This is a genomic window from Wenzhouxiangella psychrophila (assembly GCF_042310375.1).
Taxonomy (GTDB): Bacteria; Pseudomonadota; Gammaproteobacteria; order Xanthomonadales; family Wenzhouxiangellaceae; genus Wenzhouxiangella.
Window position 1 is genome coordinate 358,353 of record NZ_JBHJMQ010000003.1, and the last position, 13,940, is coordinate 372,292.

Consider the following 13,940-nt stretch of genomic DNA (forward strand, 5'->3'; position numbering starts at 1 on the left):
CGAAGCGCCCGGACATTTTCAGTCGAATGGCCACAGCTTGCCCAGGAAACCGGGCTCGTCTTCCTTGAGCTCGGCATCGGGATAGTTGTGTTCGAGCACGCGTCGCGTATCGGCCGCGAGTTCGGTGAGGTCGAGCCGGGCGTAGGAGCGTGCCATCAGGTCCAGGGCATCGATGTTGGCCGGTGCCTGGGGAAAGTTCTCGATGACGTGCCTGGCCCGGTTGATGGCGGCGATGTACGCGCCGCGCCGGAAATAGTATTCGCCGATGACGACATCCTGCTCGGCCATGACATTGCGCAGGAAGACCATGCGCTGCCGGGCATCGGCCACGTAGCGGCTTTCGGGGAAGCGGCGAATCATTTCCTGGAAGTCCATGAAGGCCTGCCGGGCGCTGGTCTGGTCGCGGTCCACGACCTGGCCGGGAAACAGACGCCGCATGAAGCCCATGGTCTGGCTGTAGTTGACCAGGCCCTTCAGATACCAGGCGTAGTCGACGTTGGGGTGCGTCGGGTAGGTGCGAATGAAGCGGTCCAGCGTGGTGATCGCCTCTTCCGAGGAGCCGGCCTTGTATTGGGCGTAGGCCATGTCGAGCTGTGCCTGTTCGGCGTGCCGGCCGAACGGGTAGCGCGTGGTCAGCTGCTTGTAGCGATCGATGGCCTGCGGCCAGGCCCGGGCCTGGAGTGCCGAATGGGCGCGTTCGTACAATTCCTCGGCCGGAACGGTGTCGTCGACTTCCTCGCGGCTGCAGCCGGCGAGCGCCACGGTGAATGCGGCGATCAGCAGGAGCGTCTTCAGGAACGGGCGACGGGCTGGAGCGGAATTCTGCATAATGCTCTCGTATTCGAAATTAGGGCGGTGCGGCGCGCCATTATGCCATCCTCCCGCAAATCTTGTCCGCTACCCCGACAATCATGACAACCCAGGTAAACAAGGAAGAGCGCATCGACCCGATTCATGCCGGACAGCGCCTCGATGCGGTGCTGGCACAGCTGTGGCCGGAATTCTCGCGCAGCCGGATCACCGGCTGGATCCGCGACGGCAGGCTGCAGGTCGATGAGCAGACGGTCAAACCCAAATTGAAGCTGTCCGGTGGTGAGCGTGTCGTTCTTTCAGCCGAACTGGAGCCCCACTCGGAGCTCCAGCCGCAGGCGATCGAACTCGATGTGCTCATCGACGACCCCGCTTTTCTGGTCGTCAACAAGCCGCCGGGACTGGTCGTGCATCCCGGTTCAGGCAACCGCGACGGCACGCTGGTCAACGCCCTGCTGCATTTCGATCCCGACCTGGCGCCGTTGCCGAGAGCGGGGCTGGTGCATCGACTGGACAAGGACACCAGTGGTTGCCTGCTGATCGCTCGCACCACCGCCAGCCACAAGTATCTGGTGGCGGCGCTGAAACATCGCGAGATCAAGCGCCGCTACCAGGCGCTGGTCTGGGGGGAGATCATTGCCGGCGGCCGCATCGACGAGCCGCTCGGTCGCCATCCGGTGGATCGCCGGCGCCAGGTGGTGCGCCACGATGGCCGGCGTGCGGTCACGCACTACCGCGTGGCGCAACGCTTGAAGGGCGCGACGCTGCTCGACGTCGAACTCGAGACGGGCAGAACGCACCAGATTCGCGTACACATGGCGCATATCCGCCAGCCCATCATCGGTGACCCTGTCTATGGACGACGAGGCGCGCCGGCCGGATTGAGCGAGGCCCAGCGTACTGCCTGGCAGCAGTTTCCCCGGCAGGCCCTGCACGCCCTGGAATTGAGCTTCGCCCACCCGGAAACCGGCGATCCGGTAACGGCTTCCGCGCCCGTGCCCGAGGATATGAAGGACTTGATTGACCTGTTGGCTGACAATGAAGGTCATTGAGCCGAACTGGCCGCTCGGTGAGCGCCTCGGCGCGATTGCCACGAGGCGCCAGGGCGGCGCGAGCGCAGGCGCCTGGGCCTCGATGAATATCGGCACCAACAGCGGCGACGATCCCCGCGCCGTGGCCGCCAACCGCGAGCGCCTGGCTGCCGCATTGCCGGCCGAACCCCGATGGCTCCGCCAGGTTCACGGCTCCCGGGTGATTGACCTGGCCGATTGGCAGCCGGAGATCGAAGCCGATGCGGCCTGGACCGACCGGCCCGGCGAGGTGGTCGTCATCCAGACCGCCGATTGCCTGCCCATCCTGCTGGCCGACCGCAACGCGACCGTTGTCGCCGGCGTTCACGGCGGCTGGCGCTCGCTGGCTGGCGGCATCATCACTGAAACCCTCGCGGCGCTACCGGTCAATGGCAGCGAGCTGGTGGCGTGGATCGGCCCGGGCATCTGCGGCCGTTGCTACCAGGTCGGGGGTGAGGTGCGCGAGGCCTTCCGGGAGATTGATTCGGCACTGCTCGAGGCTTTCGAGCCCGACGGTGATCGCTGGCGTGCGGACCTCAAGTGGATTGCCGCGCACCAGTTGGGCGAGTCCGGTGTCGAGGTGTTCGACTGCGGTCGATGTACCTTCGAGGAAGCCGGCGAGTTCTATTCGTTTCGCCGGGACGGCAAGAGCGGGCGGATGGCGGCGGTGATCTGGATTAAAGGGTAGCTCTTCGGGCCGGCAAGCCCGTTTTGTTCCTGCGACTTGTCCCGGCGCTGCGCGCCGGGATGCCCTGCGGTACTCGGTTCGGACGGGAGTTTCCTCAACTCGCTCTGGGCCTGACGGCCCTCCGCTCAAACATCGGAAACTCTTTTCCGTCCGAACCTGCGTTCCTCGGCTGCGTCGAAGTCACCCAACGGGCTTGCCGACCCGAAGAGCCAGGGGTGTTAGCTGTTGGTTGTTTCGGGCGCACTGGTGGCGGGGAGGAAAAAGGGGTTTTTCGCCCGATATGGGTTACAATGCTCTCCCGGATTCACTGCAGCACGGATGTCCGGGCATGACCTCTCTTATTTTCGTTACCGGCGGTGTCGTTTCATCGCTGGGTAAAGGCATTTCAGCCGCTTCGCTGGGCTCCATCCTGGAAGCCCGGGGCTTGCGCGTGACGCTGCTGAAACTCGATCCCTATATCAACGTTGATCCGGGCACGATGAGCCCGTTCCAGCACGGCGAGGTGTTCGTCACCGAGGACGGTGCCGAGACCGACCTGGACCTGGGGCACTACGAGCGCTTCGTGCGCACGCGCATGACCCAGCGCAACAACTTCACCACCGGCCGGATCTACGCCAACGTGATCGCCAAGGAGCGCCGCGGCGACTACCTCGGCAAGACCGTGCAGGTCATCCCCCATATCACCGACGAGATCAAGGACTCGGTCAACCAGGCCGTCGAGGGCTACGACGTCGCCCTGATTGAGATCGGCGGCACGGTCGGCGACATCGAATCGCTGCCCTTTCTCGAGGCCATCCGCCAGCTCGGCAGCGAGTACGGCCGGCAGGCGCTTTTCATGCACCTGACCCTGGTGCCGTATCTCAAGGCGGCCAACGAGATCAAGACCAAGCCGACCCAGCACTCGGTCAAGGAACTGCGCTCGATCGGTATCCAGCCCGACGTGCTGCTGTGCCGCTGCGAGCGCATGCTCTCCGACGAGGAGCGCAAGAAGATCGCGCTGTTCACCAACGTCTCCCACGAGGCCGTCATCTCGGCGGTGGACGTCGACTCGATCTACAAGATTCCGCTGTTCTACCACCGTCAGGGGCTTGATCGTTTCGTGCTCGATCGCCTGGGCATCAAGGCCTCTGCGCCGGATCTGTCTGACTGGGAAGACGTGGTCGAGCGCCAGGCGCGGCCCAAGCACGAAGTAACCGTGGCGATGGTCGGCAAGTACGTCGAGCATGCCGATGCCTACAAGTCGCTCAACGAGGCGTTACTGGCCGGCGGTTTCGAGGAGTGGGTGAAGGTGAAGATCAAGCCGGTCGAGTCCGAGGAGATCGAGTCCAACGGCACCGGCGTTCTCGAAGATGCGGATGCCGTCCTGGTGCCGGGCGGCTTCGGTCAACGCGGCTTCGAGGGCAAGATTTCGGCCATCCGCTACGCGCGCGAGAACGGTATTCCCTACCTGGGTATCTGCCTGGGCCTGCAGGCGGCGGTGGTCGAGTACGCCCGCAACGTCTGCGGGCTCGAGGGCGCCAACTCCACCGAGTTCGACGCGAACGCGAAGCATCCGGTCATCGGCCTGATCACCGAATGGCTGGACGAAAAGGGCCGGCGCGAGATGCGGGACGAGAACGTTGACCTGGGCGGCACCATGCGGTTGGGCGCGCAGCGCTGCAAGCTGGTTTCCGGCTCGCTCGCGCGCAAGCTTTACGGCAAGGATGAAATTGTCGAGCGGCATCGCCATCGCTATGAATTCAACAACGCCTACCGCGAACGTATCAGCGAGGGCGGTATGAGCCTGGTCGGCTTCTCGGTCGACGACATGCTCGTGGAGATGGTCGAGCTGCCTGATCACCCCTGGTTCATGGCCTGCCAGTTCCATCCCGAGTTTACCTCCACGCCGCGCGACGGCCATCCGTTGTTCGCCGGCTTCATTCGGGCGGCGCTGTCGCAGCATGAAAAGGCCAGCGGCAAGCCGCCACGGGCGGTGGAGGCATGAAGCTCGCCGGGTCCGAAGTCGGTCTCGATCAGCCCCTGTTCCTGCTTGCCGGGCCGGATACCCTGGAGTCCGAAGCAATGTGCCTTGAAGTGGCCGGGCATCTCAAGGAGGTGACCGATCGCCTGGGTGTGCCCTACGTGTTCAAGGGCTCTTTCGACAAGGCCAATCGAACGTCCGTCAGGAGTTACCGCGGCCCCGGGCTCGAAGAGGGCATGCGCATTCTCGAGTCGGTGAAGCGCCAGATCGGTGTGCCGGTCATTACCGATGTGCACGAGGACACGCCGATCGACGAAGTCGCCGCCGTGGCCGACGTATTGCAGACACCGGCCTTTCTGTGCCGGCAGACCAATTTCATCCAGAACGTCGCCCGCGCCGGCAAGCCGGTCAATATCAAGAAAGGCCAGTTCCTGTCGCCGTGGGAGATGAGCAAGGTTGTCGAGAAAGCGCGCGAGACCGGTAACGACGAACTGATGGTGTGCGAGCGCGGCTATATGTTCGGCTACAACAACCTGGTGGTCGACATGCGCTCGCTGGCGATCATGCGCGAGACCGGCTGCCCGGTGGTGTTCGACGCCACCCACTCGGTGCAACTGCCGGGCGGGCAGGGCGAGTTTTCGGGCGGCGCCAGAGAACACATCCCGACCCTGGCGCGAGCGGCTGTTGGCGCCGGCGTGGCCGGCATCTTCTGCGAAACACACCCGAAACCCGAAGAAGCGTTGTGCGACGGTCCCAACTCGATGCACCTGTCCGATATGGAAGGCCTGCTCGAGCAGCTGGTCGCCATCGATCGGGTCGTGAAGCAGTCTCCTCTTAAAAAATAATTGTCCACAGATGAACACAGATGGACACAGATGAAAGAACAGGAAATGGGGTGATGGGTTAATCATGGCGGAGTCATGCCCCCGCGCTGCCGACGCCTTGCATGTCGCTCAAGAAAGCTTTTTTAAATCTGTGTTTATCTGTGTTCATCTGTGGACATAAAGAATTAAAGGTTCTCGAATGAAAATCACCCAAATCAACGCAATAGAGATTCTCGATTCCCGCGGTAATCCCACGCTGGAGGCGGAAGTCACCGTCGACGGCGGTCACGTGGGCCGGGCGGCGGTTCCCTCCGGCGCCTCGACGGGCGCGCGGGAGGCGGTCGAGCTGCGTGACGGCGACAAGCGCTATGGCGGCAAGGGTGTGCGAAATGCCGTGGCCAACGTCAACGGCGAGATTGCCAAGGCGCTCATGGGCATGGACGTGACCGACCAGGCCGGCATCGACAAGAAACTGATCGAACTCGACGGCAGCGAGAACAAATCCCGCCTGGGTGCCAATGCGCTACTGGGTGTGTCGCTGGCCGTCGCGCACGCCGCAGCCGCCGCGCAGGGGCAGTCACTGTGGGAATCGCTGCTGGCCAATTCCGGCCAGAAAGCAAGCCTGCCGGTACCGATGATGAACATCCTCAACGGCGGCGCGCATGCCGACAACCGCGTCGACATCCAGGAATTCATGATCATGCCCGTCGGCCTGCCCGACTTTCCGAGCGCCCTGCAGGCCGGCACCGAGGTATTTCACGCCCTCAAGGGCATCCTGCGCCAGCGCGGGCTCAACACGGCGGTCGGTGACGAAGGCGGCTTTGCCCCGGATCTGTCATCCAACGAAGCGGCACTCGAGCTGTTGATGACGGCCATTGCCGAGGCCGGCTACGAGGCCGGCAAGGATATCTACCTGGCGCTGGACGTGGCCTCGAGCGAATTCTACCGCGACGGGCAGTACGTGCTCGACGCGGAGGGCCGTGCCTTCGACAGCACAGAGTTTGTCGACTACCTCGCCGGTATCGTCGATCGTTACCCGATCCTTTCGATCGAGGACGGCATGAGCGAGGACGACTGGGACGGCTGGGCGGAACTGACCCAGAGCATCGGTGGCAAGGTCCAACTGGTCGGCGACGACCTGTTCGTGACCAACACCTCGATTCTCCAGCGTGGTATCGATGAGCACATCGGCAACGCCATCCTGATCAAGCCCAACCAGATCGGAACACTGTCGGAAACCCTGGACGCGATCGCCATGGCACGCAATGCCGGTTTCGGCACCGTCATCTCGCATCGCTCCGGCGAGACCGAGGACGTGACCATTGCCGATCTCGCCGTGGCCAGCGATGCCGGGCAGATCAAGACCGGCTCGCTGTGTCGTTCCGACCGCGTGGCCAAGTACAACCAGCTGCTGCGCATCAACGCGCGTCTGGGTGATACTGCGCGCTATGATGGTCGGCATGTCTTCGCGCGCTTTCTCGACTGACGCCACCCGGAGGGTGCGGCCGGCATGAGCATGCTGGCCGAGGTCATCATTTTCCTGGCCGCCGCGGTGGTCATGGTGCCGCTGGCCCGCTGGGCCGGTCTCGGTGCGGTACTGGGTTTCCTCGCTGCCGGCGTGCTGATCGGGCCCTGGGTGCTGGGCCTGATCGACGATGTCGAAACCATCCTGCACTTTTCCGAACTCGGCGTTGTGCTGCTGCTGTTCCTGATCGGCCTGGAACTCAAGCCTTCCCGGCTCTGGGTGCTGCGTCACGTGGTTTTTGCAGTGGGTTCGGCGCAGCTATTGATTACCACCCTGTTGCTGTGGCCGCTGGCTGCCTGGTGGTCCGGTAGCTGGGGTATCGGTCTGTTGATCGCCGTGGTGCTGTCGCTGTCGTCGACGGCCATGGGCGTTCAGATCCTGGCCGAGAAAAAGCAACTGGGCGCACCCCACGGCCGGCAGGCCTTCGGCATCCTGCTGATGCAGGACATCGCGGTCATTCCGCTTCTGGCTATCATCCCTTTATTCGCCGGCGGTGACGTCGAGGCCGATGTCGACGGTTCCATTCTGTTCGGGCTGCTGCAGGCGACCGCCGTTATCGTCGGCCTGATCCTGGCCGGGCGTTTCCTGCTTCGTCCGACCCTGCGCGCTATTGCCGCGACCGGTGTGCCCGAGGTATTCGTGGCCATGGCCCTGCTGGTTGTGCTGGGCACTGCCGTGCTGGCCGACTACGCCGGGCTGAGCATGGCACTGGGCGCTTTCCTGGCCGGCGTCCTGCTGGCCGACTCCGAATACCGCCACGAGATCGAAGCCGCCATCGATCCCTTCAAGGGCCTGCTGCTGGGATTGTTTTTCATCGCCGTGGGCATGTCGATCGATTTCGGCCGGGTGCTGGCCGCGCCGCTGGCCATCCTGGCGCTTGTGGGCGTGATCATGGCGGTCAAGTTGCTGGCGCTGCTGGTGGTCGGGCGGATCGCGGGCCTGAACCGCAGGTCGACCGTGGCCCTGGCGATGGCGCTGCCGCAGGCCGGTGAGTTTGCCTTCATCCTGTTCGCGGTCGCGGTCAGCGAGGGCGTGATGTCGGCCGGCCAGGTCGACCCCCTGATCGTGGCGGTGACCATTTCAATGGCGCTCACGCCGCTGATGTACGTCATCAACGAGAAGCTGCTGCAGCCCTGGCTATCGGGTTCCGAGCCGGAGCCGGAACCGGATAGGATCCCGGATGACCATGGCGAGCCGCGCGTGATCATTGCAGGCTTCGGGCGGGTCGGCCAGATCGTCGGCCGCAACCTGTCGATGCTGGGCATTCATTTCACGGCGCTGGACAACAATCCCGAGCACGTCGAGTTCGTGCGCAACTTCGGGCACAAGATTTTCTACGGTGACGCCAACCGTCTCGATGTACTCCGGGCCGCCGGGGCGGGCAAGGCACAGCTTTTCATACTCACCATTTCCGACCCCGAGCGATCAATCCAGACCGCGCAGATGGTGCGCCGGCATTTCCCGGATCTGAAGATCGTGGCCCGGGCGCGAAACCGGGACCACGCCATGGAACTGATGGCCCTGGGCGTGGACGAGGTGATTCGCGAGACCTGGCTGTCGAGCCTGGCCATGGCGCGTGATGCGCTGCGTGCAGTCGGCGTTCGCAAGGCCGGTCGCTATGTCGACCGTTTTGCCGAACACGACGAGGCCACGCTGCGTGAGCAGATTCAGCATCGCGGCGACCATGAGCGCCTGGCGCGCATCGAGCGCAAGAGCCGCGAGCAGCTGGAGGACCTGTTCAGTGAAGATCGACGCCTCCTCCAGCAGGGCCGTGAGGAGGACTGAAACCCGAAACCTCGTTTGTTCGTTGGGCGAGCATCAAGCGAAACCGGACGTGATCCGCCCGGCTGCGGGGGTAGGCACATTGTTGTAAATGCAAATCGTTATCAGTAAAATTGATGACCTGTTTCGCAATCGAGCAAGACCGACCCATGCGTACTCTACTTCTGGCACTGCTACTGGGCCTTCTGACCGCCTGCAGCCCTGATTCTTCCGACACAACCACATCCGAAGCCGCTGCCCCGGAGTCGGCTGATGATGCATCGATGGAAAGCGCGGAGCCGGCCGCGGCCGAACCCGCCCGCCTGGTGGTCTACACTTCGCGCCAGCCGCACCTGATCGAGCCCCTGTTCGATCGTTACACTGAAGAGACCGGCATCGACGTCGATTACATCAATGACAGCGAGGCCGCGTTGATCGAACGGCTCGATGCCGAGGGCAGTAAGACGGTGGCCGATGTGTTCATGACCGTCGATGCCGGCAACCTGTGGCAGGCGACCGAGCGCGGGCTGCTGCAGCCGGTCGAGTCCGAGTCTTTGAGCGCCGCGGTACCCGAGGCCCTGCGCGACGACCAGGGGCGCTGGTTCGGTCTGTCGGTGCGTGCGCGCACCATTGTCTACCATCCCGAGCGCGTCGATGCCGGTGAGCTGTCCACCTACGAAGACCTGGCCGGGGACGAATGGAATGGACGCTTGTGCCTGCGTACTTCACAGAAAGTCTATAACCAGTCGCTGGTAGCCATGCTGATCGAGCACCACGGCGAGGAAGGCGCCGAGGAGATCGTGCGCGGCTGGGTCGACAACCTGGCCACCGAGCCGTTCTCCTCCGATACCCGCCTGATCGAGGCGATCGAGGCCGGCCAGTGCGACGTCGGCATCGTCAACAGCTATTACCTGGGCCGCAAGCTGGCCGAGAATCCCGACTATCCGGTCACGCTGTTCTGGGCCAACCAGGAGACCACCGGCACGCACGTCAACGTCTCCGGCGCCGGTGTGACGCGTCATGCGCCCCGGCCCGAAGCTGCCCGGGCGTTGCTCGAGTGGCTGGCGTCAACCGAGGCCCAGGCCGAGTTCGCGCAGAACAACCTGGAGTTTCCGGTCAATCCGAACGTCGAGCCGCGCGGCATCGTCAAGGCGTGGGGCGACTTCGATGCCGACGACACGCCGCTGCAGATCGCCGGGGAGCGCCAGGCACAGGCCGTGCGCCTGATGGATCGTGCAGGCTACCGCTGAGGCGCTCCATCGACGGCTTTGGCCGCGGGCCGATCGGCGCTGGCTGATCGGCCCGCTTCTGTTGCTGGTCGGCATCCCGCTGCTGATGCTGTTGACCAGCTGGGCCCAGCCCCAGCCCGAGATCTGGCAGCACCTGTCCAAATACCTGTTGCCGCGACTGATCGGCCATACGGCGCTGATGATGGTCATCGTCGGTATCGGCGTGGCCGTGCTCGGTGTCGGCCTGGCCTGGCTGTCGGCGTGCTGCGAGTATCCCCTGCGCCGCATGCTCGACCCGCTGCTGGTATTGCCGCTGGCTTTCCCGACCTATGTGCTGGCTTTCATCTACCTGGGCATGCTCGACTATGCCGGGCCCGTGCAGACGCTCTGGCGCGATTTGTTCGGTTCTTCACCCGCCTTGCTGGAGGCGATCAGCCGGCCCGGGGGCGTGCTGTTCATCCTGGTGCTGGCGTTCTATCCCTACGTGTACCTGCTGGCCCGGGCTGCTTTCCTCGGCGGTGGGTTGGCGGCCTTCGAGGCCTCGCGCAGTCTCGGACAGGGCCCGGTGCGAACCTTCTTCCGCGTCAGCCTGCCCATGGCGCGCCCCGCGCTCGCGGCCGGCCTGGCCCTGGCATTGATGGAAACCCTGGCCGATTTCGGCGCCGTCTCGATCTACGGTTTCGATACCTTCACCACGGCCATCTACCGCACCTGGCTGGGCATGTTCAATCTAACTGCCGCCGTCCAGCTGGCCTCCATCCTGATGCTTTTCGTTTTTCTGCTGCTGGGCGTTGAACGACTCAGCCGCAGCAGCCGCGTGAGCCAGGCCGAGCGGCGACCCACCGGTCATCGAATCCGGCTGGCCGGTGCACGCGGCTGGCTGGCGACCGCGCTGCAACTCGCCGTGCTCCTGGTGGCTGTCGTGCTCCCGCTGATCCAGCTGCTGGTCTGGGCATGGCCTCAGATGGCCGGACTGCTCGACACGCGGCTGGTGCGCGTCGTATTCAACACCATGGCGCTGGGTTTTTCCGGGGCCATGGCGGTCGTGCTCGGCGGGGTCCTGTTGCTGGTCGCCACCAACCGGGCGTCGAAGCGCCAGCAGCTGCTCGGCGAGGTCGCCGCCCTGGGCTATGCCATTCCCGGCACCGTGCTGGCGGTCGCCATCATGCTGGCCTTCCTGCGGTTCGACCAGCTCACCGGCACCACCCTGGCGGGCGGGATGATCGCGCTGGTTCTCGCCTACCTGATCCGTTTTCTGCGGGTCGCCTGGGGACCGCTCGACAGCGTTGCCGGACGGATACGGCCGCAGTACGTGGAGGTCGCGCGCAGCCTGGGCGTACCGCGCTGGTATCGTTTGTGGCGCGTCAACCTGCCGCTGCTGTGGCCGGGCCTGATCACGGCCTTCCTGCTGGCGCTGGTCGAGGTCGCCAAGGAGATGCCGGCCACGCTGATGCTGCGCCCCTTCGGCTGGGAAACCCTGGCGGTTCGCATCTATGAACTCACAGCCGAGGGACAGTGGGAGATGGCGGCCGTCCCCGCCCTCATACTCGTGCTGCTGGGCGCCATCCCGGTTGCGGTTCTGATTCGGTCGGGGCGTGTGCGGGCGATATAATGGCGGCTTGATTCGCACCACAGACACTGCATTGAAATGAGTTCCAAAACCCCGCTTCACGCCGCGCACGTCGCCGCCGGCGGCAAGATGGTCGACTTCGCCGGCTGGGAATTGTCCATCCACTACGGCTCGCAGATGGAAGAACACAAGGCCGTGCGCGAGGCCGCCGGCATGTTCGACGTCTCGCACATGACGGTAGTCGATATCCGCGGCAACGCCGCCCGCGATTTCCTGCGCCGCCTGCTGGCCAATGATGTCGCCAAGCTGAAGGAAAAGGGTCAGGCGCTCTATGGCTGCATGCTCAATGAAAAGGGCGGGGTCATCGACGACCTGATCACCTACTGGCTCGAAGACGATTTCTATCGAACCGTGGTCAACGCGGCCACGCGCGAAAACGACCTGGCCTGGATGCGTCGCGTTGCCGACGACTTCGACGCCGAGATCGTCGAGCGTGACGATCTGGCGATGATTGCGGTCCAGGGCCCTGAAGCGCGCAAAAAGGTGATCGATGTGCTCGGTGCGCGCGAGGCCGAATCACTCAAGCCCTTCCGGGCAACAACACACGGCGACTACTTCATCGCCCGCACCGGTTATACCGGAGAAGACGGGTTCGAAGTGCTGCTGCCGGCCGGCGAAGCCGAAGGGTTCTGGAATGCACTGCTCGATGCCGGTGTGCAACCCTGCGGTCTGGGCGCGCGAGACAGCCTTCGCCTGGAAGCCGGGCTCAACCTCTACGGCCAGGACATGGACACAACGACCACGCCGCTGGAGTCCAACCTGGCCTGGACGGTCGCATTCGAGCCCGCCGACCGTGACTTCATCGGTCGCACGGCGCTGGAAAAGCAGAAGGCCGACGGCGTGCCGCGCCAGCTCGTTGGCCTGGTGCTCGGCCGCGGCGGCATTCCCCGCACCGGCGCCACGGTGCATACAACGGCTGGCGAGGGGCAGGTGACCAGCGGGGTGTTCGGTCCCACGACCCAGTGCCCGGTCGCCCTGGCGCGCATTCCCGCCGGTGAGTTCGATGAGGTCGAAGTCGAATTGCGCGGTCGCAAGTTGACCGCGCGGGTCGTCAAGCCGCCGTTTGTGCGGCAGGGGAAAGTGCGGATCTGAAGTCGGGTCTGATTGGGTCACGGCTTGGGCGAGGCTGGCGCCACCGGCGGCTGTGCGGGTCTCGACAAGTCAAAGGCGGTTCCGCCCGCCTGCTCCGCAGGCTGATGGCGGGCACCTTTTTTCCAGCGCGAAAAAAGGCGCGAAAAAGCGCGCTTAAAGTCAAAGGCACACGGTAGGCCTCTCGGGACTTGCACCGGGAGTGGCTTCAGAATTTTGTCTGGGGCTTCGCTTTAGCCCGGCTGGTCGCGTGGTGCCTTGGCCTGATGCCGAAAGTGGCCATGGGAAGGATCCCGGGCTTCGCCAAGGGACGACACCGCGCGCTGTGCGCGCGCCAGGCTCTTGGCTGTGCTGCGTAGGATGCGTGAAGGCCCGTCAAGGGCCGTAACGCATCGTCCCTGATGCGTTGCGCTTCGCTTCACGCATCCTACAAGCCCGGGCGTTTCCCGAAGCCGGGGTGATCGAGGTCGGGCTGTCAGACTGCAGACTACGCCCTTGGGACGTCGAAGACGCCATGTGTCTAGACGGAGCTCGAGCGGAGGCTGAGGCAAAATACTGAAGCCCGCACGTTCCGTTGGTCCTGCGGAGAATCCGCACTCTTTTCAGCGCATTTTTTGGGTACTTTTTTGGCGCGACAAAAAAGTACCTCGCCGCAAGAGCGCGAAGCGCCGGGCGAAACCGCTTTTGAAGTGTCGAGACCGCCACAGCAACCGGTGGCGCCAGCCTCATCCACGCCGCCGGACCATGCAGGTTGCGATCAGCAATACGGTATCAACCAATCGCCTCGAAGCGATTCTCGGACCGGTTCTTGCGCACGGTCTTCGGGTCCCAGATGCGGCCGTTCATGACGATCCACACGCCCGGCGGCAGGGCCTGCACCGCGCCGACGGCGCAGCCGATGTTGAACACCGCATCCGAGTCGATGAAACGGGCCGGGTTGAGCGCGCCGGTCATGACGATGACGCGCTCGCCGGTGTCTCCCAGCGCCGCGGCCGTCTCGACCATGGTGTCGGTCCCGTGGGTGATCAGAAAATGCCCGTCGCTGCTGGTCATGACCGCCTGTCGGATCAGGTCGCGGTCGGCCTCGGTCATGTTGAGCGAGTCCTTGCGCAGCAACGCGCGGATTTCCCAGTCAAACCCGACATTCATGGCCTTGAGGATGCGCCCGATTTCCGGTTCGCCGATCTGGTAGTCGGACTTGTCGTCGTAGTAGATCTTGTCGATCGTGCCGCCGGTAGCGAGGATGTTGAGTTTCTTCAAGGCGATTTCCCGATAGTCCTTTGCGTGCCGTGGTGACTGCGCGAACGGCGCAAGCCATCAGGTAGTATAGCGGCCATGAGACACGGCCTGACGA

At 64.1% G+C, this 13,940-nt stretch carries 11 protein-coding genes; 9 read left to right on the top strand and 2 right to left on the bottom strand.

Features of this window, described 5'->3' with window-relative positions; all coding sequences use genetic code 11:
• Positions 1–18: 18 nt before the first annotated feature.
• Positions 19–828, bottom strand: a complete 810-nt coding sequence (locus tag ACDC66_RS06325) for an outer membrane protein assembly factor BamD (RefSeq protein WP_376695839.1) — start codon at positions 826–828, stop codon at positions 19–21.
• Between the two features lie 83 nt (positions 829–911).
• On the opposite strand from ACDC66_RS06325, the gene rluD reads away from it, so the two are divergent.
• The 9 genes from rluD to gcvT all read left to right on the top strand — a co-directional run bounded on the left by rluD (position 912) and on the right by gcvT (position 12,589).
• Positions 912–1,862, top strand: coding sequence for a 23S rRNA pseudouridine(1911/1915/1917) synthase RluD (gene rluD, locus ACDC66_RS06330; RefSeq protein WP_376695840.1), 951 nt, complete (start codon positions 912–914; stop codon positions 1,860–1,862).
• The gene (gene pgeF, locus ACDC66_RS06335; protein ID WP_376695841.1) at positions 1,849–2,568 is read left to right on the top strand and encodes a peptidoglycan editing factor PgeF; all 720 of its coding nucleotides are present in this window, start codon (positions 1,849–1,851) and stop codon (positions 2,566–2,568) included. Before rluD ends, pgeF begins: the two co-directional genes overlap by 14 nt.
• A 328-nt stretch (positions 2,569–2,896) precedes the next feature.
• Entirely contained in the window at positions 2,897–4,552 is a 1,656-nt protein-coding gene (locus ACDC66_RS06340; protein ID WP_376695842.1) for a CTP synthase, read from the top strand.
• A complete protein-coding gene (gene kdsA, locus ACDC66_RS06345; protein ID WP_376695843.1) occupies positions 4,549–5,373 on the top strand; it encodes a 3-deoxy-8-phosphooctulonate synthase in 825 nt (274 codons plus the stop codon). Before ACDC66_RS06340 ends, kdsA begins: the two co-directional genes overlap by 4 nt.
• A gap of 178 nt (positions 5,374–5,551) precedes the next feature.
• Entirely contained in the window at positions 5,552–6,838 is a 1,287-nt protein-coding gene (gene eno / locus ACDC66_RS06350) for a phosphopyruvate hydratase (RefSeq protein WP_376695844.1), read from the top strand.
• A 24-nt stretch (positions 6,839–6,862) separates the two neighbouring features.
• Positions 6,863–8,662, top strand: coding sequence for a monovalent cation:proton antiporter-2 (CPA2) family protein (locus tag ACDC66_RS06355; protein ID WP_376695845.1), 1,800 nt, complete (start codon positions 6,863–6,865; stop codon positions 8,660–8,662).
• Between the two features lie 146 nt (positions 8,663–8,808).
• Positions 8,809–9,888 carry an extracellular solute-binding protein gene (locus ACDC66_RS06360; protein ID WP_376695846.1) on the top strand — a complete coding sequence of 360 codons (1,080 nt, stop codon included), beginning with the start codon at positions 8,809–8,811 and terminating at the stop codon, positions 9,886–9,888.
• The gene (locus tag ACDC66_RS06365; RefSeq protein ID WP_376695847.1) at positions 9,872–11,479 is read left to right on the top strand and encodes an ABC transporter permease; all 1,608 of its coding nucleotides are present in this window, start codon (positions 9,872–9,874) and stop codon (positions 11,477–11,479) included. Before ACDC66_RS06360 ends, ACDC66_RS06365 begins: the two co-directional genes overlap by 17 nt.
• Positions 11,480–11,515: 36 nt before the next feature.
• Positions 11,516–12,589, top strand: a complete 1,074-nt coding sequence (gcvT, locus tag ACDC66_RS06370) for a glycine cleavage system aminomethyltransferase GcvT (RefSeq protein ID WP_376695848.1) — start codon at positions 11,516–11,518, stop codon at positions 12,587–12,589.
• A 768-nt stretch (positions 12,590–13,357) separates the two neighbouring features.
• Here the strand turns inward: gcvT and ACDC66_RS06375 are convergent.
• Entirely contained in the window at positions 13,358–13,846 is a 489-nt protein-coding gene (locus tag ACDC66_RS06375; protein WP_376695849.1) for an asparaginase domain-containing protein, read from the bottom strand.
• Positions 13,847–13,940: the final 94 nt, after the last annotated feature.